This is a genomic window from Paenibacillus terrigena DSM 21567 (assembly GCF_000374845.1).
GTDB classification, from domain to species: Bacteria; Bacillota; Bacilli; order Paenibacillales; family Paenibacillaceae; genus Paenibacillus_K; species Paenibacillus_K terrigena.
In genome coordinates this window covers 30,494-53,940 of sequence record NZ_KB895418.1, presented here as the reverse complement: position 1 = coordinate 53,940, position 23,447 = coordinate 30,494, and the positions used below count along the sequence as shown (strand labels likewise).

Sequence of the window (23,447 nt, the reverse complement as noted above, 5' to 3'; positions counted from 1 at the left end):
CTTTTGCTCTTGCTCCTACCTATGACTTCTACGACTTTGGAATAACAATGCGTTCGAGCGCCTGAGCAGCAGCCTGCTGCTCTGCTTCTTTCTTTGAACGCCCTGTTCCGCGGCCCAAACATTCTTCCCCCATATGCACTTCCGAGACAAACTCACGTTCATGCGCCGGGCCTCGTTCTTCGACGATCCGATACTCGAGCAGCCCCATATTGTGCTGCTGCGTAAACTCTTGAAGACGCGTCTTAAAATCATTTATCTGCATCTTGCCCTCTTGCGACAATTGGGAGAACACATATTTCGTCAGAAAGGATCGTACGACTTCCAGACCTTGATCGAGATATAACGCGCCAATAAATGACTCGAATACATCTGCGAGCAGTGCTGGACGCATCCGTCCACCTGTTAGCTCTTCCCCTTTGCCTAGCAGGACATATTGCCCGAACTGCAAGGCTTCCGCAAATTTCACGAGTGAAGGCTCACAGACGATCGCTGCACGCAGCTTCGTAAGCTCCCCTTCGGGTCTGTTCGGATGGGCCTCAAATAAAAACTCCGATACGGTTAATTCCAACACGGCATCCCCTAGAAACTCGAGGCGTTCATTATCCTGATGCTGACCGAAGCGATGTTCATTGACATATGATGCATGTGTAAATGCCTGCTTCAGCAGCTGCCGATTTTTGAAATGAATATTTAAACTTTGTTGTAAATGCCTTAAGTCCGTACTCAAAAGGATGGCTCCTTACGCTTCGTATTTCTTCAGCACAATGGTCGCGTTATGACCGCCAAAGCCGAAGGAATTCGACATCACCACATGTAAATCCGCTTTACGCGGTACATTCGGTACATAATCGAGATCACATTCAGGATCTTGATTGTCCAAATTGATGGTTGGTGCAATAACGCCATGTTCTAAAGATAGACCGCAGATAACTGCTTCTACGCCGCCTGCAGCGCCGAGCAAGTGACCTGTCATTGACTTGGTTGAACTTACGGCAACTTTGTAAGCATGATCGCCAAACGCGAGCTTAACTGCTGTCGTCTCTGATTTATCACCGACCGGAGTCGATGTGCCATGCGCATTAATATAATCAACGACTTCTGGCGTAATGCCAGCATCTTGGATCGCTTTGGTCATACAACGAGCAGCACCCGTCGGATCCGGCTCTGTCATGTGATGCGCATCACCGCTCATACCATAGCCGATTACCTCCGCATAGATATGTGCGCCGCGCTTCTGTGCGTGCTCAAGGGATTCGAGCACAAGTACACCTGCTCCTTCACCCATAACGAATCCGTCACGATCTGTATCGAATGGACGGCTTGCTTTCTCTGGCTCTTCATTACGTGTTGACATTGCACGCATTGCGCAGAACCCCGCCATACCTGTTGGACGAATCGTCGCTTCTGCACCACCACAGACCATCACATCAGCGTCACCACGTTGAATGGTACGGAATGAATCACCGATTGAATGTGTCCCTGTCGCGCAAGCCGTTACTGTCGTGCTATTCGGACCTTTTGCGCCAAGAATCATGGAGACTTGTCCTGACCCCATATTCGCGATCATCATCGGAATGAAGAAGGGGCTAACCCGTTTAGGTCCTTTCTCAAGCAGCTTATTGTGCTCATCTTCCCAAGTTCCTAGGCCACCGATTCCGGAGCCGACCATCACGCCCACACGCTCTGGGTCTGTATCTTCTTGGATATTTAATTTCGCATCAGCAACAGCTTTCAAGCTGGCTGCAACAGCGAATTGTACGAAGCGATCCATGCGGCGAGCTTCTTTCTTGTCCATGAACTCATCCGGATTGAAGTCTTTAATGGATGCTGCAATTCGTGTCGGGTATTCACTTACATCAAAAGCCTCGATGTTGGATACGCCGGATTTCCCTTCCATCAGGTTATTCCAGAATGTATTCAAATCCGAACCTAAGGATGTAACAACACCCATTCCTGTAATAACAACTCTTTGCTTCAAACACAATCACCTCTATATATAGACTGCAACATTTGCATTTATAATAATGACAATAATTCTATAGAACCTATTGTTATGCCTGTTAGATTGAATAATGTGGAGAAGTCCCGTTGAACCAACGGGACTCAATCGATTTAGGTATGAGATTGTATGTACTTCACAACTTCACCAACAGTAGTGATTTTCTCTGCATCTTCATCAGAGATTTCCAAATCGAACTCATCTTCCAATTCCATCACTAATTCAACGACATCGAGAGAATCAGCGCCAAGGTCATCTTTAAAAGATGCTTCAAGTGTCACTTCTGCCTCGTCAACGCCTAAACGATCGATAACGATTCGTTTTACGCGATCCAATACTTCGGACATCCGGTTCACCTCCTCATTTGGTATTATACGAGAATCTTAACGAAATTACCATACAATAGACCAGTAAAATTCCCATGTGGTGCAAAATGCCAGCTGTACCATTTAACTACATGTACATGCCGCCGTCAACATGGAGGGTCTGGCCTGTCATATAAGCTGCATCATCGGACGCTAAGAAACGAACCGCCTTCGCGATCTCTTCCGGTTGTCCAAGACGTGTGAGAGGGATCTGCCCCAGCATTTGCGTGCGCAGTTCTTCGGACAGCTTGTCTGTCATATCTGTCTCGATGAAACCTGGCGCAACACAGTTGACCGTAATGCCACGGGATGCGAGTTCGCGTGCAGAAGCTTTGGTAAGCCCAATGACGCCTGCTTTGGCAGCCACATAGTTCGCTTGACCTGGGTTCCCTAGCACACCAACAACGGAAGAAATGTTAATAATGCGGCCGGAACGCTGCTTCATCATTGGACGTGTCACAGCCTTCACGCAATTGAATACGCCTTTCAAGTTGGTCTCAATGACCGCGTCGAATTCGTCTTCTTTCATCCGCATAATTAAATTGTCTCGCGTAATACCGGCATTATTCACCAATATATCGACATGGCCAAACACCTCAAGCGCTTGTTTCACCAACGCTTCAGCCTCATCGCTCTTCCCGACGTTGGCTTGTACAGCAATCGCTTTGCGGCCAAGCGCCGTGATCGCTTCAACAACCTCTTCAGCAGCGCCCTGACTCCCGGCATAGTTCACGACGACGTCAGCCCCGGCTTGCGCCAATTCCATCGCAATCGCGCGGCCAATCCCACGGGATGCACCTGTTACAACGGCCACTTTTCCATCTAATGCATTCGTCAACGTACGAACACCTCCTATACATCATTCACAACTCTTGCTTTCCTTAGTCGAATATGCCATCACTTAAGCCAGAAGATCTCCTTCAAGAACCTCTAGATTGTTGACAGACACAATACGAACACTCTTGTCGATCTTCTTGATCAGGCCTGCAAGAACCGAGCCAGAACCAATCTCAATAAATGTGTCCACACCCTGATCGATCAAATAGCGCACGCTATCTTCCCATAGCACAGGAGAATAGACCTGCTCTACAAGTAACTTGCGGATCTCTTCCGCTTGAATCACAGACTGTGCAGTCACGTTCGCAATAACAGGCACGGTTGCATCCTTCATCGCAACGCTTGCGAGAGTATCGCCTAGCTTCGCAGCTGCTGGCTTCATCAGCGAGGAATGGAACGGACCACTTACCTCGAGCGGAAGTACACGCTTCGCTCCAGCTTCTTTGCCGCGAGCAACGATACCATCTACGCCTTCTTTGCTACCAGATACGACGATCTGCCCTGGGCAGTTCACATTCGCAAGCTCAACAACACCCGTGTCGGCGGACACCGAAACACAAAGTGCAGCTAACGCATCACGTTCGAGCCCAAGAACAGCAGCCATCGCGCCTTGACCATTCGGCACAGCTTCTTCCATGTATTGTCCACGTGCACGCACAATGGCCACAGCATCATCAAAAGATAATACGCCCGCAACAACAAGCGCGCTATACTCCCCTAAGCTATGCCCAGCTACGAAATCCGGTGTAATGCCCTTCGATTTCAACGCTTCATAATAAGCCACACTCGTTGTGAGCAGTGCCGGCTGTGTATTTACAGTTTTCTTAAGCTCTGTATCGGGTCCTTCAAAAATAAGCTCCGTCAATGGGAAGCCCAGGACTTCGTCTGCGCGATCATACACGCTGCGTGCTGCTTCAACGGAATCATATGCGTCTTTTCCCATGCCAACCGCTTGTGCGCCTTGACCTGGAAATACAAATGCAATTTTAGACAAAGTAATGCTCCTTCCATAGATCAATCAAGAAAAAAAGTATGAATGATTACCAAACGATAACAGATGCGCCCCAAGTTAACCCGCCACCAAAACCAACAAGAACGATGCAATCGCCCTCTTGAATACGGCCTTCTTCATCTGCCTCCGCAAGGGCAAGAGGAATCGATGCTGCAGACGTATTCGCATACTTCGGCAGATTGATCATACATTTCTCTTCCGGCAGGTTCAGACGGTTCACGGATGCTTGAATAATACGGATATTGGCTTGATGCGGGATCAAGAGATCAATATCCTCTTTGGTAAGCTTCGCTTTCGCGAGCGCTTCTTCCGCTGCATTCCCCATTGTACGAACCGCGAATTTGAACACTTCACTTCCAGCCATGTGGATGTAATGGCTCTTTCCTTCGATCGATTCCATCGATGCTGGCATGCGCGATCCGCCACCGCTAAGTTTAAGCAGTTCGCCGCCTGAACCATCCGCACCAAGTTCGAATGATTTGAAGCCACGTCCTTCAGGAACAACACCAAGAACAACTGCACCTGCCCCGTCTCCGAACAGAATGCATGTATTACGGTCTGTATAGTCTGTAATCCGAGATAGACATTCCGCACCGATTACAAGCGCCTTCTTGTACATGCCTGTTGCAATGAAATTGTTCGCTGTCGCTAGACCATAAATAAAACCGGAGCAAGCTGCCGACAAGTCAAAAGCTGCCGCCTTCTTCGCACCGAGCTTATCTTGAAGAATGCAAGCAGTTGACGGGAACATCGTATCCGGCGTAATCGTCGAGACAATAATGAGATCAATTTCGTCTGCTGTTACACCAGCCTTCTCCATCGCTGCGAGTGCCGCGTGGTAAGCAAGATCCGAGGTTGCTTGATCATCCGCCGCAATACGGCGTTCTTTCATTCCTGTGCGTGTAACGATCCATTCGTCATTCGTTTCTACCATTTTCTCTAAATCTGCATTCGTGAGAATACGTTCCGGTACATACTTGCCTGTTCCCAAAATCCCAACTGGATGTAAATTCATTTCTACAACACTCACTTCCTGCTGATTTCCATTGAAATCGTCTGAATTAATTGACTCTGAATCGCGATTCTTGCCTGACGAACGGCATTCTTCACCGCATTCGCATCCGAAGATCCGTGCGCCTTAATCACTAATCCGTTCAGACCGAGCAGCGGCGCCCCGCCGTGTTCTTTGTAATCCATCGTTTTCTTAAGGCCTTTAAGTCCTGGCATCATAATCGCTGCCGCGAGCTTCGTCCATAGGTTCTTCGTGAATTCTTTCTTCAGTACAGACATGAGTGAACCTGCCGTTCCTTCCATCGTCTTCAGCAAAATATTCCCTACAAATCCGTCGCAGACAAGCACATCGCAATTGCGTTCCAAAACATCGCGAGACTCGACATTGCCAACAAATTGAATCGGTGCCTCTTCGAGAAGTGGATAAGTCGCCTTGGTAAGCTCATTCCCCTTCATGGCTTCCGTTCCAACGTTCAAGAGACCTACACGCGGCTTCGTCATTCCATGAACCTTCGTCCGATAAATGCTCGCCATCACCGCATATTGTACCAAATGTTCCGGCTTCGCATCCATGTTCGCACCTAAATCCAGTGCTAACACGCCGACTTCATCCATCGTTGGCAGCATCGGCGCAAGTGCTGGACGTTCGATTCCATCCATACGCCCAACAACCAGTAATCCGGTCGTCATGAGCGCACCCGTGTTCCCTGCGGAAATCATGGCATCGGCCTGTCCTTCTTTCACAAGACGTCCAGCGACAACCATAGATGAGTCCTTCTTGCGGCGAACCGCCTTTACAGGCTCATCCTCAGGTCCAATCACTTCTGTACAATGATGTATATGTAGATTACTCGGTCTTTCCTTAAGGAGCGGTTCAATAATCGCTGCGTCTCCAACGAGTATGACATCGATATCATTCCACGTCTGAGCTGCCGCCACTGCGCCTTCTACATTCGAAGCAGGAGCATGATCCCCACCCATCGCATCAATGGCGATCTTCATTCCTCGTTCCCTCCTTCGATGTTCGACTCATTCTTGGTTCGATATATGATAAAGTTTCCTTGAAACACCATTTCTTCACCTACGTAGGAGAACACTTCAACCTTAGCTTTGCCCTTCTGACCGGAAATCGAGCGAACATAAGCCTTAGCGATACATTTCTCTTCCAGATGCACGGAGCGGATAAATCGGATATCTGCGGATGCAGTCAACGCGATCTCTTCGTTAATGACGGCTACCGCCAGAGAGTTGGCTTGCGCGAATATATGATGTCCACGTGCAATCTTCGTCCGCGAGAAGACATGTTCTGGGCGAATCTCAAAGATCGAGATACCGCTGCGGTCGAGCTGCAGGTCGACAATATCCCCAATGACTTCATGCAGGGGCAAGGAGCGAACTTGGTCGTAGGAGCGTTCTGCCATCATCTTGAGGCGTTCCCGAAGCTCCGGGATGGCTAGTTCCATCCGATCCAAGCGAATCGTCTGTATGCTAACTTTCAGCTGGCGGGTCAGCTCTTGATCCGTCACGAACGGATTCTCTTCAATGATCTTTACTAGCATCTGCTGCCGCTGTCTTTTCGGTAATCGTTCGATAGGTACCAACCGCCTTTCATACTGATTCCATTCTTATTAGAACCAGGTACTAGGTAATAGTATAGTGAATCGGCGCTGAAAAAGAAAGCTTTTGCGCAAAAAAAATAGCACTTCATCGTGAGATGAAGTACTATTAGCCCGAAACTTATGTTATTGCTTGATGATTTCTCTTGCTTTGTAAGTTCCGCAAACTTTGCAAACGTGGTGAGCAAGTTTCAACTCTCCGCATTGTTCACATTTTACCATTCCAGGTACCGCCAATTTAAAGTGAGTACGACGTTTGTCACGACGTGTTTTGGACGTTCTTCTTTGAGGTACTGCCATGTGTTCCCACCTCCTTACCAAAATTACACTGCTGGTTCTTCCGCTAACTTATGCGCGCTCTGCGATTAATCCTTCTTGAAGAAATCTTGGAGCGCAGCAAGCCTCGGATCAATCTTCTCATTCGAACAACCACAGGGCTTATCATTACGATTATTCCCACAGGTTGGACACAATCCTTGGCAATCTTCATCACATAACGGAGCATACGGAAGATTCATGTACATTTCTGCTTCCATATACGGTGTGAGATCTACCCTCTCCTCAGAGACGAATTCGAAATCTTCATCCGCTTCGGCTTCCTCAGGAGAATCCGCTAGCTTGAACCGCTCATGAAACGGAATGACGTAGCTCTTCGCGAACGGAGTCAGACAACGTGAACAGTGAAGCTTCAGTTCTGCGTTTAACTCCCCTCGTACATCAATCACGCCGCCCATCTCAGGCCTTACCGTAAGTTCAACCTTCACCGGGCTGATATATGTAATATCAGGTCGCCCTTCGATGATGCGATTCATATCGATGGATTGATCAAAGGTTATTGTCGTATCTTTTGACATGAGCTCACGAATATTAAAGTTCATATACATCACTCCAAACAGACAAAAATTATTATATCGATTTTACTAGGGATTTGTCAACATGTTATAGTTAGATAAAAGCTTGTCCAAAAGAATCTATCGCCTGCTAGAAGCGTGAATTTCTGCTATCTCATCAGGTTTCTTCATGAAAATATATCACGGATTCGAAAGGATGAAAACAGGTGAAAACTGTCGGCATCATCGTAGAATATAATCCGATGCATAACGGCCATCTCTATCATTTGGAGCAATCCAAATGGAAAGCTGAGGCTGACGCGGTCATCGCCGTCATGAGCGGACATTATTTGCAGCGAGGCGAACCGGCCATTGTCGACAAATGGGCGCGGGCCGAAATGGCCCTCGCCATGGGCGTCGATGTCGTCATCGAGCTGCCGGCGGCGTATGCGGTGCAGCCCGCCGAGTGGTTCGCCTACGGCGCAGTCGGCCTGCTGGAAGCGACAGGCGTCTGCGATGCTCTATGCTTCGGCAGCGAGCATGGCGAGCTGGCGCTGCTCATGCAGCTCGCGCAGCTGCTGCATCGCGAGCCCGCGGGGCTCGGCGACGCGCTGCGAGCCGAGCTGCGCCAAGGCGCGAGCTACCCGGCCGCGTTCGCGGCAGCGGCCGGGAAGAGCGCCGCCGCTGCGCTCGCGGGCGGCGGCACGGGCGCCATCGCAGACGACTGCGATGCGGAGGCGCTCGCCGCGATCTTGAAGCAGCCCAACAATTCGTTAGGGCTGCACTATCTCATGGCTCTGCTGCGCCTGCAGAGCCCCATCAAGCCCTTGACGGTAGCCCGCCGCGCAGCGGGCTACCATGAACCGCGCATCACAGATGCGCATATCGCGAGCGCGACGGCCCTGCGCCGCCTGCTCGCGGAAGGCGGCGGCGACCTCGCGCCGCTCGCGCCCTACGTGCCGCCAAGTACGCTGCATATTCTGCAGCGCGAGTGGCTTGCCGGGCGCGGCCCGGTCACATGGGAGGCATTCGCCGCCCCCTTGTTCCACACCTTGCTGCAGCAGGACGCTGCGCTACTTGCCGCGCATCACGAGGTGACCGAAGGGCTCGAGCAGCGCATCCTGCAAGCGCTGCCCGCCCTGCAAGCGCTCACCGTCGAAGCGCTGCTCGATCAGCTCAAGACTAGACGCTATACGCGCGCGAAGCTGCAGCGGACCCTAACGCACTTGCTCTTGCATCATAGCAAGACCCAGCTTGCGCCGGACCAACTGCGTGACGGATTATCCTACATCCGTGTCCTCGGCTTCTCAACGCAAGGGCAAGCCTTACTCAAACAAATGAAGAAGAGCGCCAAGCTGCCCATCATTACAAATGTACCGGATACGGAGAAGATGGAGCACCCCTTCTTGGCATTGGATATTCGAGCGACGAGCATTTATGCCACGGCTTTCCGAGACCAAGTGAACGCTGCGCGTATGCTCTTCCGTGATTATTACGAACCACCCATCCGCTATCCCAGATAAGCGTGGGTGGTTCGATTTTTCCTAACGCATTTATTTCGTTTTATCAGGCAACGCCTTCAAATAATTCAGCGCATCATCGACCGTATCGACTTTGACGAGCTTCATATTAGTCTTGATCGTATCGTATTTTTTCTTGGCCTCATCATAATTTTTAGCAGGTGCGAAGAAAATATCCGCGTGTTCGCGATCAGCAGCAACAATTTTATGCGGAATCCCTCCAATTGGACCTACAGTACCATCGGGACTCACTGTACCTGTCCCCGCTATCCGGTAACCTTTACTCAAATCACCGGGTGTCAATTGGTTCACAAGCTCCAAGGTGAACATCAGCCCGGCAGATGGACCGCCAATATTCTCAACTTTGAATTGAATCTCCTTGTCGCTGCCCCGCGGCACGACTTTCTGTTCTATCCCGAAATTCACACCCATCCCAGGACGAGAATTTCCCTTCGCGTCCTTCAATTCAATCAATTCAACCGTTACATCCGTTTCTTTGTTGTTCCGAAGGACTTTCCCCTTAAGGACATCGCCAACTTTTTTAGATTGAAGGAGGGTAATGAGCTCATCATACTGCTTGAACTTCTTTCCATCAAGGCTTAATAGCTGGTCTCCTGTCTGGAAATCATTTTTTGTCTCGAGCTGCGGATTATTATAGATAATAACTAATTTATCCATGATGACATCAAACGGTATTTTGGCATGCAGATAAGCTGCCGCCATGGCATTGGTCTGAGAATTGCTCATATTGAATAATTGTTCTGTTGTATATTCTTGCTGCGTTCTGCCGCCCAGATTTTCCTTGGACAGCTGCTCATTCTTATCGAAGACGCTCGCCAGCATTAACGCGACATTCGCTTTTTTGCGGAGAACGGTCGTGAGCATGAACGTCCCCTTCTCTTCCGGGTCGCCATTCTTCACCGTCACCAGTGGTTTAATCTCATCTGCACTTCCTGGTTCATAAATCACGTAAGGTGTCGGCATGAAGACCAGTACATACACCGCTACAATCAGTGCAAAAAAATACGTGACAAACTTTACACTACTGCTTCTCGTTGCTCGTCGATTCGAATCCATTTACTATCGTCCTTTCTATTCCCATCACTCTTCCTAGTCCTTCGAACGCTTTCTCCTAGTCTAAATGCTCGTCTCTTCGCGTAGACATGTACTATTCTTGTTTATGCGTGGAGAGGTGGAACTTATGTTGTATGGTCAAAATATTCGTACAAGTCCCTGGATGACGCTGCTCTTCAGTTTTGGGGCAATTCTCCTGGTATTCTGCATCGTGCTCTACCCTGATCAAGCTTTCAAAGCATCGCTCCAAGGACTCTCCGTGTGGTGGAAGCTCATCTTTCCTGCACTGCTTCCTTTTCTGGTTATATCCGAAATCATGATGGCCTACGGCTTCGCCCATGGACTTGGAGTTCTGCTCGACCCCGTGATGCGAAGAATTTTCGGGATTCCCGGTGTCGGTGGATGGGCACTAGCGCTTGGTTGGACAGCTGGTTTTCCTGCAGGCGCAGAAGCGACAGCCAAGCTGCGCAAGATGCAAGTTCTACAGAAGCATGAGGCTAATCGGCTCCTAGCCCTATCGCATGTAAGCAATCCAATCCTCATCATCGTCGTCGTTGGCGTAGGATTTCTCCAGCAGCCTCATGCGGGTATAGCTCTCGCTATATTTCACTGGGCCTCCGCAATCTTAACCGGATTTATTCTCTATGGCATTTCGCCAAAAAGCAAACATCCGGCTGAAAAATCAGAGACTTCTTCTGAGGTATCCGATGTATTTACAGCCCCATTTACGACGCAAGAACATATAGGTGACTCGAACGCATCCGACTTAGCATCCCCAAATAGCCAAGCGCCTAAGCGGCGTTGGCAGCAGATTCTCGAAGCCATGGAGCAAGCACATCAGGCCGATGGACGTACTTTCGGAAGACTGCTCGGCGATGCGGTGACTTCTGCGGTGCAGACCCTCATGATGGTCGGCGGATACATGATGATTTTCTCCATCATCGCACAAATCGTACAGCTCCTGTTCCCGATGAACATCGCTCCCTATTGGGTCCAAGGGTTTTTGGAGCTGCATCTCGGCGCCTATGGGATAAGTACAGCAGACTTGACCTCCAACTTAATGCAAATGGCCATTCTTAGCGGCATTCTCGCCTGGAGCGGTATCAGCGCACATTTGCAAGTCCGCAGTAAGACGCAATCCACGGATATGAGCTACATCTACTTTATCTTATCGCGATTACTACATTGCATCGTAGCTGTACTTATCACTTTGGCATGTTGGAATCCACTGCAACTGCTCTTAGGACGAATTGCCCCGAGTTTCCTTCCCGTCTGGGGTGCGCAAGACAAGGGTCATCCGCTTGATTGGTTCAAGCTGATGAATGATTTTAACGCATGGTATGTACTTCCTATTCTATTCGTCAGCATTCTCGGTATCATTATGTTACTCTCAGGATTGATGACATTCATTCGACATCGAACTTCACCCTAAAAGATCATCGACAGCTTACATATCGCGATACTTCAATCGAAGCGCTTGTTCTACTTCCGGGCTGACCAGATCATTCACTGAACCCTGGAAACGAGCAATCTCTTTGACAATGCTGGAGCTGAGATACGAATACTTCGGGTTGGTCATCATAAAGATCGTCTCAATCGATGAATCCAGCTTATTGTTCGTAGACGCCATTTGTAGTTCATATTCAAAATCCGTTACGGAACGAATACCACGTACGATGACATCCGCTTGACGCGATTTCACGAAGTTCACCGTCAAATCCCGGAAACTATCCACTTCAACATTCGGCAAATGGTGTGTCGCTTCTCGAATCATATCCATTCGTTCTTGTACCGTAAATAACGGATTTTTGCTTAGATTATTCAGCACACCTACAATTAACGTATCGAACTGCTTCGCTGCTCGTTCAATAATATCCATATGCCCTTGGGTAATGGGATCGAAGCTGCCTGGATAAACAGCGACTCTCGGTGCTCTTGGGCTTTGTTCACTCATGCTTGTTCCTCCTTCTTATACCGATAGATCGTGACGGTCGTCTCACCGTAATTCGCTAATCGAAGCTGCCTAAAATCGCCAACTTGTTCGGGATAAGTATGGCTGGCGTCATGTTCTACCATCACGGTTGCATCCTCCTGCACCAGACCCCGCTGTGCCAAATCAAGCATCATCTCGTCGACGTTCGTCACTTTATAAGGCGGGTCGAGGAAAATCAGATCAAATCCTTTCGCCCGCTTCTCGAGCGCTTTGATTGCCCGCATCGCATCATTGCGATAGACTTCCGCTTGACTCTCCAGCTTCACGGTCTTCAGATTCTGCTTAATCACCTCGATGCTCTTCGGATCCATATCCACGAAAATGGCACGTTCCGCACCTCGGCTAAGCGCTTCAATGCCAAGTCCGCCTGTTCCCGCGAACAGATCGAGAACATACTCGCCATCAAAATACGGACCGATCATACTGAATATCGCTTCTTTTACTTTATCTGTCGTCGGCCTTGTCCCCATACCAGGTACTGCTTTTAATGAACGGCCTCTTGCCGATCCTGAAATCACTCTCATTGTAAGTCTCACCCATTCTAAATTTCCTCCACTGACTTTTTTCATCGTACCACATTTTCCGCTATGTTGAAAAATAAACCTAAAGCGGTGTCGGAATGCCACGAATTTTCTTTTTTCGAAAAGCGATGTATAAATCTGCTCAGACGGGCAATCCTTAAGTTATCGACATCATCGAATGTCGTAGACAACCGCGGAGAAGACTTACGTTTCCCCATAAGCTCTTCGTCCGGTTTCTCCTCTCCCATGATGGGACTCTCGAAAGAGGGTCCCAGAAAAAAGCCTTTGTGAGCATAGGTTCACAAAGGCTTTTTTCTATTCCATAATAAAAAACTCCCCTTTAATGAAGGAGAGCTTCCCACCGACTCAAATCAGTGCAATCGCAAGTAATGTAAATAAGCTTAGCGTTAGAATCTCATCCCCGAAGCCAAAGCCACCAAAGCCAAATCCTGATGTACACGCATCTTTTCTCCGCTCGGTTCTTAGGTGGACATGGTTTCGATCCACTTTCTCAATCGTACCTTCATGCCAGATCCCATCCGATGTTAATAAACGTACACGTCTGTTCACGCACCGAAGACAACCATAATAAGCCTCCATCCTCAACCACTCCTTTCTATTTCCTATAGTGGCATCATATGAAGATAGGATAGGAGCCGTAACGGCGAGTTGATAGGGTGGATTGGCCTTCTTTCCTACCAATTCATGCGATAAATCGGCTTGTTCTCAATGACCCGAATCGGTTTGGTCCAAGGTTCTGTCTCTGGTGTCGTAGCGAGTACATCTTCTACCGCTTGGAGCTTCGCATCCAGCTGATCGATATAATGAAGGGCAACCGCTTCAGGCAGCTGCGGCTGTACCGGGCTTCCCCATTCTCCTAGATTATGATGCGCTAAGACCAAATGTTGGAGTGCGATAACAATCTCATCGGTTAATGGGATGTGCAAGTGAATTGCCGCTTCGGTAATCCACCCGTAGGCAATGGCGAGATGCCCTAGCAATTTCCCAGATACGCTATAATCCGAGACAATCCCGAACTCAGCGATCATCTCTTCGGGCTTAGCAATATCGTGAAGAATAATTCCCGCTTTGACGAGATCTGGGCGTAAGTAGGGTCTTTGCTTACATATAAATTCGCCTAACTCCAGCATTCGATTCATATGATAGACAAGTCCTCCGAAATAGGCATGATGATTCGATTTGGCAGCCGGATAGTGCGGAAGCTTATCTTCGGTCTTCGCCACGCAGAATTCAACGATACGGCGGACCGTATCATGCTCAATACTTGCCGTCACGCGCTTGATCGTCTCTACTAGTTGTTCTGCAGGAACTGGTGCTGCCCGAATAAAATCGGTCAACTGGACGCCATCTTCTTCATTCACAAGTCTTATTTTCTCGATCTTAAATTGTAATCGGTCATTATAGCTCTGTACGATACCCTTCACTTTTACCAGCTGCCTAGGGAAGAACGTTTCTTTATCCGTCTGCGTCGCATCCCAAAATTTCGCTGGAATATCGCCGCTCTGGTCGGAGAGAACCATATCGAAATAATCCTTCGCTGGGGTGGTGCGCGTCTGCTTCACTTCGGCTTCTTTTAATAGAAAATAATTAATAATTTCATCGCCAACGACCATATTTTTAATCATTTTGATGCAAAACTCCTCTTTTTTTATCTTATTTTAAGGTTCATCTCATCTTCTATTCATCTTTCACTTCTATACTAAGAACATAGCAAGAGAGCAACACCATAAGGAACGCCCCCCAACAACATTTATATAGATTGCTACGAGAAAGAAGCTCAGGTTATCCTGGGCTTCTTTCTTGCCTATAGATCCCCTGCAGGATCCTGCACCAGTGCAGCCAACTTCTTCGGTGCCGTCCGCAAATAAGCTTCCCGAATCAAATCTTCGATTTCATCCCAATCCGTGGGAGGCTCTATCTGCTGCGTCACCCATCCATGCTGACCAATATAGGGCGTTTTGAAAAACAAGCTATCCACTTGACTGAGTAAAATCTCTTGTGTCGATTGACTTGTCCGAATCGAAAGCGAAACACCTTCCTTATCTTCCCCCATGATGATGAAAGGCTTGTCCTTTACACGAAGGGAGGTGTGCCCGAACCCATCGATTTGCTCCTCTACCAATGGAAAAACGCTGCAAATGCTCCTGACGTGCTGGAGCGTTTGGACCGCATGTTCCGATGTAAGCTGCTGATTATCATGTCCCATAAACGGTGCACCTCCGACTACTTTCATGTTCGTATCCAGCCTGAGGCCCCCTTGCGGGAGCCAGTGGACACACGAATCCTTATGTTCTTCTATCGTCCGAACTTCATGGGGAACTGCTTGATGATCCCTTGCGTGAAATGATCTGCCATATCAAGTATTTGTTGCTCCATTTTATCATACGTGGCAACACTTTGTTCATACTGTTGATTCAATTGCGTAACGGCTTCTTCCTTCACATAGTCCAGATGCTGATGAAACATTCTTCTAAACGTCTCTTCATGCCAGAACGGATTGATCGAGCTCAGAAACGCGGCAATTTCATCTCCATTTTTATACCATTTGGCCTCTATCTCTGCTGCTTTGGTGGCTTCACCTGCTTTGGCCGCCTTAACCAAATCGGCTGCAAGGACAAGGTGCTCGGTCAAGAGCTGCTTATACCGGTTCGCAGCCGCTTCACCATAATACGGCTCGAGTGCAGCCGCCATATCCCCTGGATTACGAAGCAGACGATTCACCGTAACTGTCTCATCGGGAGAGCCTGCAACAATACTAATGATAGCCATACGAGTCCAAGCGCCATGCTGCTCCCACAGCATTCGCCAGAGATTGTTCAAATCGACTTCGGCCTGGCTCCAACAGTCTGCCGGTTTGGTTACTTTTTTGTTCGACCAACGCATGTCCTCCGGTGTTGTCATATTCGGATGATAGTACACCGGTACGACAGGATACAGGTAAGGATATTGAACGGGCTGAACATAATAAGGTTGGTACGGGACTCGATACATCTGGATTCCCCCTACATATAGACATTTACCCAGCCATAATATGTAGAAGTCGATGAAATTGTGATTTATTCATCTTCGTTTCTTCCAATATTCCCACGCATCCATATATTGCTCGATATCTTGTGGATGGTGTAAGATGCAAGTCGCGATTCGGTAATACAGCCCGATTAATACCTCACGAGGCAGATCTCGACCTATGGTAAACTTCGGTTCCATCCGAACTACTGCTTGCTGAATGGTTTCTGTATCCAATTGATCCGGTGAGGAACAGTAGGCATAGATCAGATCATACAAAGGTTCACCTATTGTAGGAATGGGATCAATCACACCCGTCAACTGACCCTGCTGGAACAGAAAATTATGTACCCCACAGTCACCGTGCAGCAAATATTGTAATGCTTGATCTTGGGTCGAGTAAATAAGCTGCTGAGCGAGCTTATGGTCAGCGCTGGATAAACGTGTATCAATTGTCACTTGTGCCCATTGATATCGAAGCATTAAGAATTCCTTCCATGATGCCGAAGGCTCATCCGCATAACCAAAATCGCTCGAGTCTACCATGGGTATTGATCGATTGATCACCTCACTGACTAATGACTGAAGAGTTTCAGCTTTCCGATCTCTCGGATATTCCGTCTCACCGGGTTGATAGGTATAGACAAAATATCGATAATCTGCATCAATATAGACCACCCGGGCGAATAGCGGATTGCCTTCGTGGGCTCTTAGATAAGAAGACTCAAACCGGACTGTCTTCGGGTCATTGATTTTGACCACAAGCGTAGGTTCACCGTCTGAGATTAGCGCATAGACCGTACTCACCGTCCCTCCGCTAAGCGCTTTCCAAGTATTGATATGAGGGGCAATAACCCCTTGTTCTCGTAGTTCGAGCATGATTTCTTCTATCTGCATGTTCTGTAGCCTCTTTTTCAAGAAAATATATTCTCAGGGACGACCCACACCCTTCCTGCAATACCTTCATATACTAGAGTATCATCAGTTTATGAAAGGGGCACCCATATGAATATGTCGAGTAATTATCAAAAAAGCTTACAATATATGAATAGATACGTTCAAGTCACAACAAAACAAGGGATGACATATCAAGGTAAAATTGTGAAAGTTAGCGGTAATAAAGTCTACCTCCAAATGGATCAACGCGATCGTGACAAAAAGGTACACATCTCCTTCTTCCCTTTCATTATACCTCTCGTACTCTTTGACTTGCTTGCAATAGTACTTATCACTCAGAGACGAAGATTCTTCTAGTAGTCCACTTAACACAAAGTCCTCCTCACTGCGATCAACTGAGGAGGACTTGTTATTTAGTAAACGGACCTTATTTCGAGAATTGCCCGATCAGCTCCAACACGCGATTCACTGCTTCATTTCTCTTGTATGCTCGCATATTTCCTGCAATCTCTTCCCTTCGATCATACAGTGACATCACTTTGGTTAAGAAAGAAGCGTCTGTCAGATCTTCTTCCATAAGCAGCTCACCATAACCCGCACGCTTGAACGACTCTGCATTTAGAATCTGATCCCCCCTACTCGAAGCCCGCGGGAGTGGAATGAGCAGCATCGGCTTACCTAGTGCTAGAAATTCGAAGATGGAGTTAGAGCCCGCTCTGGTAATGACAATATCCGTCATGGCGAGCATGTCAGCAAGGTCTTCATGAATATATTCGAACTGCAAGTATCTCGGATGCTCCGCTGCGGCGTCCACTTGACCTTTTCCACAGATATGCACGATTTGAAATGTCTTCGTTAGTTCACGGATATTCTTACGCACGGCTTCATTAATTTTACGCGCACCTAGACTTCCACCCATAATCAGCAGGACAGGCAATTTCTTGTCAAAAAGAACTCGTGTCCGGCCTCGCTCCGCATTTCCCTGTAGAATCTCATCGCGGATGACCGCCCCAACATGAATTGCTTTGGTACTCTGTATATGATCTAGGGTCTCTTGAAACGTTAGACAAATCTTATTCGCAAATGGAAGCGCAATTTTGTTCGCAAGACCCGGTGTCATATCCGACTCATGAATAATAACAGGAACTTTATTGAGCCAAGCGCCAAGTACTACCGGAACGGAGACGAATCCGCCCTTGGAGAAGACGATATCTGGCCTCATGTTGCGAATAAGACGGTAAGCCTCATAGACCCCCTGAATGACTCGGAAAGGATCTTTGAAATTTTCAAGTGCCATATAGCGGCGTAGCTTGCCTGTCGAAATGCCATGGTACTTCACATTCGGAAGGTTATGAATCAGTTGTGATTCAATGCCTTGCTTAGAAGCCATATATTGAATATCCCAGCCCTGTGCTTGCAGCTTCGGAATCAAGGCCAAGTTCACGGTCACATGTCCGGCAGATCCGCCGCCTGTGAATAGTATCCGCTTATGTTGTGTCATCTCGCGATCACCCCAGATGTCATTAATATAACCGCTTCGTATAACTCTCTTGCAGCGACTGATCGACTTCATCAGCTGTAACCAAAGTCTGCGCATTCGCCTAGAGACGTGTCGCTAACAACTTCGAAGGAAGATAGCTGTTCAGTAAATCTGTCCATTGCTATTCTGCCTCCTTATCATTGTATTCTCGTTCAATACCTTGCTTCAGCGCGGATTCATGGATGCCATTCTGGACAAATTGGAACTGTACGCCTGTCATCCGCTGTGCACGATCAACAATTTGGCCCAGATGATATCCTGTATGCTCAACGAGATGATATATAGAATACATATCGTTTATATCCACTGTGTTGATTGCTTTTTCGAAGGCTGTAAATACCTCCGTTAGGTGATGGATCAGCTGATCTTGAGTCATATTCAGATCAGGAAATGAATTCTCGATCCCTTTGGTGAACACTGCATCTGGTTGTAATAACCTTGTTGTATTTCTCATGACATGCTCCGTGATATGCAGAACGATACCGCCAATGCTGTTCATTAGCTGCAATTCTTTTTGCCAGATCATATCCTGATTTAGTGCCCGCAGACTGATCTCGAGCTTCGGTAAATAATGATGGACCATGCGGTGCTTCGAGATCGTTTTGAATTCGCTCCATGCGTCGTACAATATGGGAATCGCCTCGTTTCGATCAGGATCATCGGTCATCGTTCACTTAATAATATCGGTTCAGAAGAGTCTGCTCACTCTGAAATGATCAACTCTACCTTTCCATGACTCGCATGAATGCGCGCACGCCCTCCAATCGGGAACGTGATCTGCGGCGTGGTATGCCCGAAGTTCACGTCGGCGATAACCGGAAGATGCGCCAATGCTTTTTTAGATGTTATGATCTGGCGCAATAAATCTTGCGTCATTCTGGAGGCCTGCTGGAATCTTCCGATAACAATGGCCTGTACCCCTTCGAATCCCGGCTGATGAATGAGAGATTGCAGATCCCGATCGAAGGTCTGGGGTGAAGATTCCAGATCGTCTTCAATGAATAGAATTGAATTTGCTAAGCTCGGCATATAGGCTGTGCCTTGCAGTAGATTCAATGTGCATAGATTTCCACCGATTATCGTTCCTTCGGCCTCTCCCGCTTGAATCACATCTGGACCTTCATTCGGTATAAAATGCCGTTTCTCTTGATCAAGATACCATGCGTCGTCGCTCCAAGTATCTGAATGAAGGATCGAGATCGTCTCGTCTTCCAACATCATTTTCCGAAAATAATCTGTCGTGTACTCCAATCCATGCAGCATCCCGAACGTCGAGAAATGTGGTCCGGAATAGGTGATTAATCCTGTCTTCGCATAAATCGCATTGCCTAACGCCGTAATATCTGAATATCCGCACAGCCGTTTCGGATTCGATTGGATAATCGAGAAATCGATGTCACTGAGCAGCTGGTTAGTATTATAGCCACCAATCGTTGTTAGAATGCCCGCTACCTTCGGGTCGAGGAAAGCTTGATGCAAATCTTCAATTCTTGCCTTGATAGATGATGATACAAAATCATCGACTTCCATATAATGTTGTCCGAATGTAACGGTAAAACCTAATGCTTCAAGTCTCTGCTTCGCCAGCTCCCGTTGATCCTCTGCGATCATCGCCATACTTCGAGAAGGAGAAATAACCCGAATCTCGTCTCCTGGTTGTAATTCACGTGCTCTCATAGGCTCCTCCTGTCTTGTCGCTTTGTACTGATAATGAATATATGATTATGTATGATGAATAACCTTCGCTATTAAGTAAAGGCTACCACAACAAAAGGGACAATACTAATCACAAATACAATACCTAACGCCTTCCATTTGTTCGTTCGCTCCGTTTGTAAATAGGATAGAACCATCTCTCCACGACACAAATAATACATCAGGCAGCCATTCCATAGCATTCGAACGCCATACTTCAGATAATAGCTTCCGGTCTCTTGCCCCGATACATTAAATTGATCCGCTAGATTGGAGATGGAGAGAATGACGGTCATGTTCCGTGTTACTGCATAAGCGAAATACAACAGCGCCAGCCACCACCCCCATGATTTACCGATCCACAGCCCCACGGCTGCAGCACAACCGAGAAGACCTAAGAACGCAATGGCTCCTTGAAGAAAGTGACTCGATACACCAAACATCGTCGAAGCATCGTTTAATGTATTCCACGCCATGATCTGCATAACGAGGGTTGTAATTCCCCCAATCATGAGAATGACCGCTAATAGACTTACGCCAAGTGGACGATCATAAGATTGTTCCATCACGTTATGTACTGATTTGTCCGTACTGAAGTTCGACATGTATATCCCCCAATAATACTTATCTTATATTTCTACTAAGCCGCAATAAAATAGTATAATAGCCTGCTGCACATGGAGCAGGTACTTTTTAAATGCATATCCCCTCAAGACATGCTCCTCACTTATTCTTGTTTGGATCTGATGACTCTTAACTCCTGCCAGATCGCCCGTAAATACCCAATCACGAATAAAAATCCTACGGCTAAAATGATCGTAATGATTTCCATCGACTCACTCCTTTTTAGTGCGTTCCTTTTACCCGAGAACCTATTAATCGAAAATCCCCATACACAATCTCCTTAACATGGTCTTCATCAATTATTACCTCTACGGGTGCGGATATAGCCGGTTCATTCGTTGGAAACCAATGTCTCCCCTCTTTTACAAGTACAAGCACACCTTCTTCGTCTCCATAGAAACTCATCATGTCGGATTTTTTCCTATACACGTTCTTCACCTTCTGATGACGGAGATCAAATCATTCATATCGGCAACGGTCACCCCAATCTCTTGAACTTGAATCCACGTCTGATCGGGGGAAAATAGCTCCGTGCTTGGTAAAATCTCAAGAATATTGCCTTGCGGGTCTTTGAAATAGGCCTGACTGCGCTGCCAAAGTCCTGAGAAGAATAATGTTTCACCATCATTATCAGCTAGAAGTGGCGTGAATGTTGGGATCCGCTGGACAAGCTCTTCATAATTCATTTTATTCACAGAAAAAGCATAATGATAAAAAGTATCCTCTTTAGCGCCTTCGAAAGTAAGCAGCGTATTGCCAACTCGTACAGTAAATGAAGTGTTAGTCTGTTCCGACAACTCCATCTGTAATAAAGTAATGTAAAACTCTCTCATCTCATGGAGCTTATTCGTCTTCAATTTGAGGTGTTTGATCCTCATTTTCAGACCTCCTGTAGGTTCTCACGATTGCCTCGAGTCATACCTCCCTAGCACTCTTATCTCATGACCAAGTGTGGTTAATATCGTGATCGCTTTATTCAGCGTCTCGAAACTGCAATCGCTATCCGATTCCAATATAAACCGATATGTACCCAGCTTCCTTGCTGTAGGCCGTGATTCAATCCAAGATAGATTTATAGAAAGTGCACTTAATATGTTCAACATACCCGAAAGGACGCCGGGATACTCTTCGTTTGGTGTAATGACGAACATCGTCTTCTTGCGCTGCAGCCCCGTTATCTCCTCTCTGCTTACAACGATAAACCGTGTCTCGTTATCGGGATAATCCTCAATATTCGATTCTAAAATTTGGAGACCATGCAAATCAGCCAGCAGCACTGGTCCAATCGCCGCAACATCCTTCCGACCACTTCGCTTCACCTGCAAAGCCGCTGAGGCGGAGCTATCGTAATTGATGCATTTCGCTCCTAAATTTCGAATATATTGACGACTTTGGGTGAAAATCGGCGGTATGGACCACACTTCTTGAATAGAGGATCGTTCAGTATATTCATTCGCGAGAAGATGCAAAGAAACAGGTAACAAGTATTCTCCTTCAATATGCACCTCCTTGTAAGAGAGCAGGCTATCGATTGTCATGTTGATCGTGCCTTCCATCATATTTTCCAAGGGTGCAATACCTTTATCGACCCGATGTTCTCCAACGGCTTCAATTACTTCTGGGATGGAGTCACATCGAACAAACTGGGCATTCTCTCCGCCAAAATACCGGTTAGCCGCCTCTTCCGAAAAGGTACCTTGCGGTCCGAGATAAGCAACTTTCATCGATTATTCCTTCCTTTCCCTCAATTCTCAACCACTAACCAAGTTTTCGCTTCCTCTGGATCTGCATAGAAAGATATTTGCAGTTGAATGCCAGATCGCTTCATTTGTCGCTTCAGCTTCCACCGATTGAACCCGGATAAACCTACAAATGAGATTTTCACGATACGATCCTCCAAATTCTTCAGATGCATCACAAGTTCTGTCAGAACCTCGGCCGTAAAGGAAGTATGGTACAGATCTACCCATATTTTCAGCTTACGATTCATCTCTAGAATGAACGCTTCTTCCTGTTTCATCAACTCGAATAAGGCTGCCTCATCCGTATATTTGCTCCCATACTTCAGACAATGAATCTCACCGCCCTTATAGGGATAAGGATAAATAGAACCTCCGGGTGATTTCATCATGGAAGATCCCTTGTTGTGTGAATTGTAACTTGTTTTGTCGTTTTTGAAGAACTACTTTTGATGTTTTCGTATTTAAGTTTTGGCGCTTTCTGTATTATGATTTGTCGTTTCTTATTGATATTGTAAGATGATCTGTCGCAAAATCATCGTTTCTGCACAAAAAAACACGATACCAGATTGGCTCGTGTTTAATTTCAACAACTATGATCTTAAGATGCTTTCAGATTATATACAATGCTTCTTCTATAAATTGTATCGTAATCTTCAAGAAAACCTTGAAAAGGAACTGTACCTAAGTACAAAACTTTGATATTAGTCTCATTCACAAGCCATGACATAAGAAAGAAATGATTCATTAATAACTTACGTGAATTTAATAGATTTTGTGAATCATCAATTACTAGATACCTACAATTTGATAATTTCTTTAAGAGGATTGTTTTCAAATCTGCTTTAGGCATATTTTTGTAAAATGCCATTTCCTCTCTCAATAATGATAGTATAAACTCCCTTTCATTATCGATATAAGGAGCTTGTATTAATAGAACTGAAGTTTCCCCATTTTGTAAATTTTTAAATTCTCTTATCGTTTCCCTCGCAAATGAAGTTTTCCCAATTCCAGTGCAACCATCAACAAACATGAAGCTAGCAGATGAAAGATTAAGAAAATTCTCGAAATTCGTTTTGAGATCAGTAAACATGTAAATTATTCCCCCATTAAATTAGTAAGAACTGTAATGTTATCCATTATCGCC

Annotated in this window: 28 protein-coding genes and 1 pseudogene; 2 read left to right on the top strand and 27 right to left on the bottom strand. The window is 46.8% G+C overall.

The window, feature by feature from the left end; translation table 11 throughout:
- Nucleotides 1–28: 28 nt before the first annotated feature.
- The 10 genes and pseudogenes from rnc to C558_RS0118430 form a co-directional block, all read right to left on the bottom strand.
- On the bottom strand, nt 29–727 hold the full coding sequence (gene rnc, locus C558_RS0118475) for a ribonuclease III (protein WP_018757772.1): 699 nt from the start codon (nt 725–727) through the stop codon (nt 29–31).
- Nucleotides 728–739: 12 nt separating this feature from the next.
- Nucleotides 740–1,978, bottom strand: coding sequence for a beta-ketoacyl-ACP synthase II (gene fabF, locus C558_RS0118470; RefSeq protein WP_018757771.1), 1,239 nt, complete (start codon nt 1,976–1,978; stop codon nt 740–742).
- 134 nt (nt 1,979–2,112) lie between these two features.
- A complete protein-coding gene (locus C558_RS0118465; protein WP_018757770.1) occupies nt 2,113–2,346 on the bottom strand; it encodes an acyl carrier protein in 234 nt (77 codons plus the stop codon).
- Between the two features lie 106 nt (nt 2,347–2,452).
- Nucleotides 2,453–3,202, bottom strand: coding sequence for a 3-oxoacyl-[acyl-carrier-protein] reductase (gene fabG, locus C558_RS0118460; protein WP_018757769.1), 750 nt, complete (start codon nt 3,200–3,202; stop codon nt 2,453–2,455).
- 63 nt (nt 3,203–3,265) lie between these two features.
- Nucleotides 3,266–4,195 carry an ACP S-malonyltransferase gene (fabD, locus tag C558_RS0118455; RefSeq protein ID WP_018757768.1) on the bottom strand — a complete coding sequence of 310 codons (930 nt, stop codon included), beginning with the start codon at nt 4,193–4,195 and terminating at the stop codon, nt 3,266–3,268.
- A 46-nt stretch (nt 4,196–4,241) separates the two neighbouring features.
- Nucleotides 4,242–5,228: a beta-ketoacyl-ACP synthase III gene (locus tag C558_RS0118450; RefSeq protein ID WP_018757767.1), complete on the bottom strand. Its 987-nt coding sequence runs from the start codon at nt 5,226–5,228 to the stop codon at nt 4,242–4,244.
- An 11-nt stretch (nt 5,229–5,239) separates the two neighbouring features.
- Nucleotides 5,240–6,226 carry a phosphate acyltransferase PlsX gene (gene plsX, locus C558_RS0118445; protein ID WP_018757766.1) on the bottom strand — a complete coding sequence of 329 codons (987 nt, stop codon included), beginning with the start codon at nt 6,224–6,226 and terminating at the stop codon, nt 5,240–5,242.
- Nucleotides 6,210–6,783, bottom strand: a pseudogene (fapR, locus tag C558_RS0118440) (transcription factor FapR). The gene plsX and the pseudogene fapR overlap by 17 nt, the downstream one beginning before the upstream one ends.
- Nucleotides 6,784–6,966: 183 nt before the next feature.
- Nucleotides 6,967–7,140 (bottom strand): 50S ribosomal protein L32, encoded by a 174-nt coding sequence (gene rpmF, locus C558_RS33255; RefSeq protein ID WP_026263995.1) that lies wholly within the window; start codon nt 7,138–7,140, stop codon nt 6,967–6,969.
- A gap of 65 nt (nt 7,141–7,205) precedes the next feature.
- Nucleotides 7,206–7,718 (bottom strand): YceD family protein, encoded by a 513-nt coding sequence (locus C558_RS0118430; protein ID WP_018757763.1) that lies wholly within the window; start codon nt 7,716–7,718, stop codon nt 7,206–7,208.
- Between the two features lie 179 nt (nt 7,719–7,897).
- Between C558_RS0118430 and C558_RS0118425 the strand changes: the two genes are divergently transcribed.
- Complete coding sequence (locus C558_RS0118425; protein WP_018757762.1) at nt 7,898–9,193, top strand: nucleotidyltransferase; 1,296 nt, start codon at nt 7,898–7,900, stop codon at nt 9,191–9,193.
- 30 nt (nt 9,194–9,223) lie between these two features.
- On the opposite strand, the gene C558_RS0118420 is transcribed toward C558_RS0118425, so the two are convergent.
- Complete coding sequence (locus C558_RS0118420) at nt 9,224–10,267, bottom strand: YlbL family protein (protein ID WP_018757761.1); 1,044 nt, start codon at nt 10,265–10,267, stop codon at nt 9,224–9,226.
- A 124-nt stretch (nt 10,268–10,391) separates the two neighbouring features.
- Here C558_RS0118420 and C558_RS0118415 point away from each other — a divergent pair, with 124 nt between their 5' ends.
- Nucleotides 10,392–11,696, top strand: coding sequence for a nucleoside recognition domain-containing protein (locus tag C558_RS0118415; protein WP_018757760.1), 1,305 nt, complete (start codon nt 10,392–10,394; stop codon nt 11,694–11,696).
- A 15-nt stretch (nt 11,697–11,711) separates the two neighbouring features.
- Here C558_RS0118415 and coaD read toward each other — a convergent pair whose 3' ends face one another.
- The 16 genes from coaD to C558_RS0118320 all read right to left on the bottom strand — a co-directional run bounded on the left by coaD (nt 11,712) and on the right by C558_RS0118320 (nt 23,393).
- Complete coding sequence (gene coaD / locus C558_RS0118410) at nt 11,712–12,218, bottom strand: pantetheine-phosphate adenylyltransferase (protein ID WP_018757759.1); 507 nt, start codon at nt 12,216–12,218, stop codon at nt 11,712–11,714.
- Nucleotides 12,215–12,781: a 16S rRNA (guanine(966)-N(2))-methyltransferase RsmD gene (gene rsmD / locus C558_RS0118405; protein WP_026263994.1), complete on the bottom strand. Its 567-nt coding sequence runs from the start codon at nt 12,779–12,781 to the stop codon at nt 12,215–12,217. The genes coaD and rsmD overlap by 4 nt, the downstream gene beginning before the upstream one ends.
- Nucleotides 12,782–13,144: 363 nt before the next feature.
- Complete coding sequence (locus tag C558_RS0118400) at nt 13,145–13,378, bottom strand: hypothetical protein (protein WP_018757756.1); 234 nt, start codon at nt 13,376–13,378, stop codon at nt 13,145–13,147.
- 95 nt (nt 13,379–13,473) lie between these two features.
- The gene (locus tag C558_RS0118395) at nt 13,474–14,424 is read right to left on the bottom strand and encodes a 3'-5' exoribonuclease YhaM family protein (RefSeq protein WP_018757755.1); all 951 of its coding nucleotides are present in this window, start codon (nt 14,422–14,424) and stop codon (nt 13,474–13,476) included.
- A 179-nt stretch (nt 14,425–14,603) separates the two neighbouring features.
- Nucleotides 14,604–15,032, bottom strand: a complete 429-nt coding sequence (locus C558_RS0118390; RefSeq protein WP_245583832.1) for an MmcQ/YjbR family DNA-binding protein — start codon at nt 15,030–15,032, stop codon at nt 14,604–14,606.
- A 62-nt stretch (nt 15,033–15,094) separates the two neighbouring features.
- Nucleotides 15,095–15,790, bottom strand: a complete 696-nt coding sequence (locus C558_RS0118385; RefSeq protein WP_018757753.1) for a hypothetical protein — start codon at nt 15,788–15,790, stop codon at nt 15,095–15,097.
- Nucleotides 15,791–15,859: 69 nt separating this feature from the next.
- Nucleotides 15,860–16,702, bottom strand: coding sequence for an aminoglycoside phosphotransferase family protein (locus C558_RS0118380; protein ID WP_018757752.1), 843 nt, complete (start codon nt 16,700–16,702; stop codon nt 15,860–15,862).
- 427 nt (nt 16,703–17,129) lie between these two features.
- On the bottom strand, nt 17,130–18,203 hold the full coding sequence (locus C558_RS0118370) for an undecaprenyldiphospho-muramoylpentapeptide beta-N-acetylglucosaminyltransferase (protein WP_018757750.1): 1,074 nt from the start codon (nt 18,201–18,203) through the stop codon (nt 17,130–17,132).
- 160 nt (nt 18,204–18,363) lie between these two features.
- Nucleotides 18,364–18,870: a hypothetical protein gene (locus tag C558_RS0118360; RefSeq protein WP_040675410.1), complete on the bottom strand. Its 507-nt coding sequence runs from the start codon at nt 18,868–18,870 to the stop codon at nt 18,364–18,366.
- A gap of 74 nt (nt 18,871–18,944) precedes the next feature.
- Nucleotides 18,945–19,919 carry a S66 family peptidase gene (locus C558_RS0118355; RefSeq protein ID WP_018757748.1) on the bottom strand — a complete coding sequence of 325 codons (975 nt, stop codon included), beginning with the start codon at nt 19,917–19,919 and terminating at the stop codon, nt 18,945–18,947.
- 71 nt (nt 19,920–19,990) lie between these two features.
- On the bottom strand, nt 19,991–20,542 hold the full coding sequence (locus C558_RS0118350) for a hypothetical protein (protein ID WP_018757747.1): 552 nt from the start codon (nt 20,540–20,542) through the stop codon (nt 19,991–19,993).
- A gap of 241 nt (nt 20,543–20,783) precedes the next feature.
- The gene (locus tag C558_RS34480) at nt 20,784–20,969 is read right to left on the bottom strand and encodes a hypothetical protein (protein WP_211220782.1); all 186 of its coding nucleotides are present in this window, start codon (nt 20,967–20,969) and stop codon (nt 20,784–20,786) included.
- Nucleotides 20,970–20,995: 26 nt separating this feature from the next.
- Entirely contained in the window at nt 20,996–21,439 is a 444-nt protein-coding gene (locus tag C558_RS0118335) for a VOC family protein (protein ID WP_018757744.1), read from the bottom strand.
- 21 nt (nt 21,440–21,460) lie between these two features.
- Entirely contained in the window at nt 21,461–22,285 is an 825-nt protein-coding gene (gene pheA / locus C558_RS0118330; RefSeq protein WP_018757743.1) for a prephenate dehydratase, read from the bottom strand.
- Nucleotides 22,286–22,305: 20 nt separating this feature from the next.
- On the bottom strand, nt 22,306–22,692 hold the full coding sequence (locus tag C558_RS0118325) for a hypothetical protein (protein ID WP_018757742.1): 387 nt from the start codon (nt 22,690–22,692) through the stop codon (nt 22,306–22,308).
- Between the two features lie 209 nt (nt 22,693–22,901).
- The gene (locus C558_RS0118320) at nt 22,902–23,393 is read right to left on the bottom strand and encodes an ATP-binding protein (RefSeq protein WP_018757741.1); all 492 of its coding nucleotides are present in this window, start codon (nt 23,391–23,393) and stop codon (nt 22,902–22,904) included.
- Nucleotides 23,394–23,447: the final 54 nt, after the last annotated feature.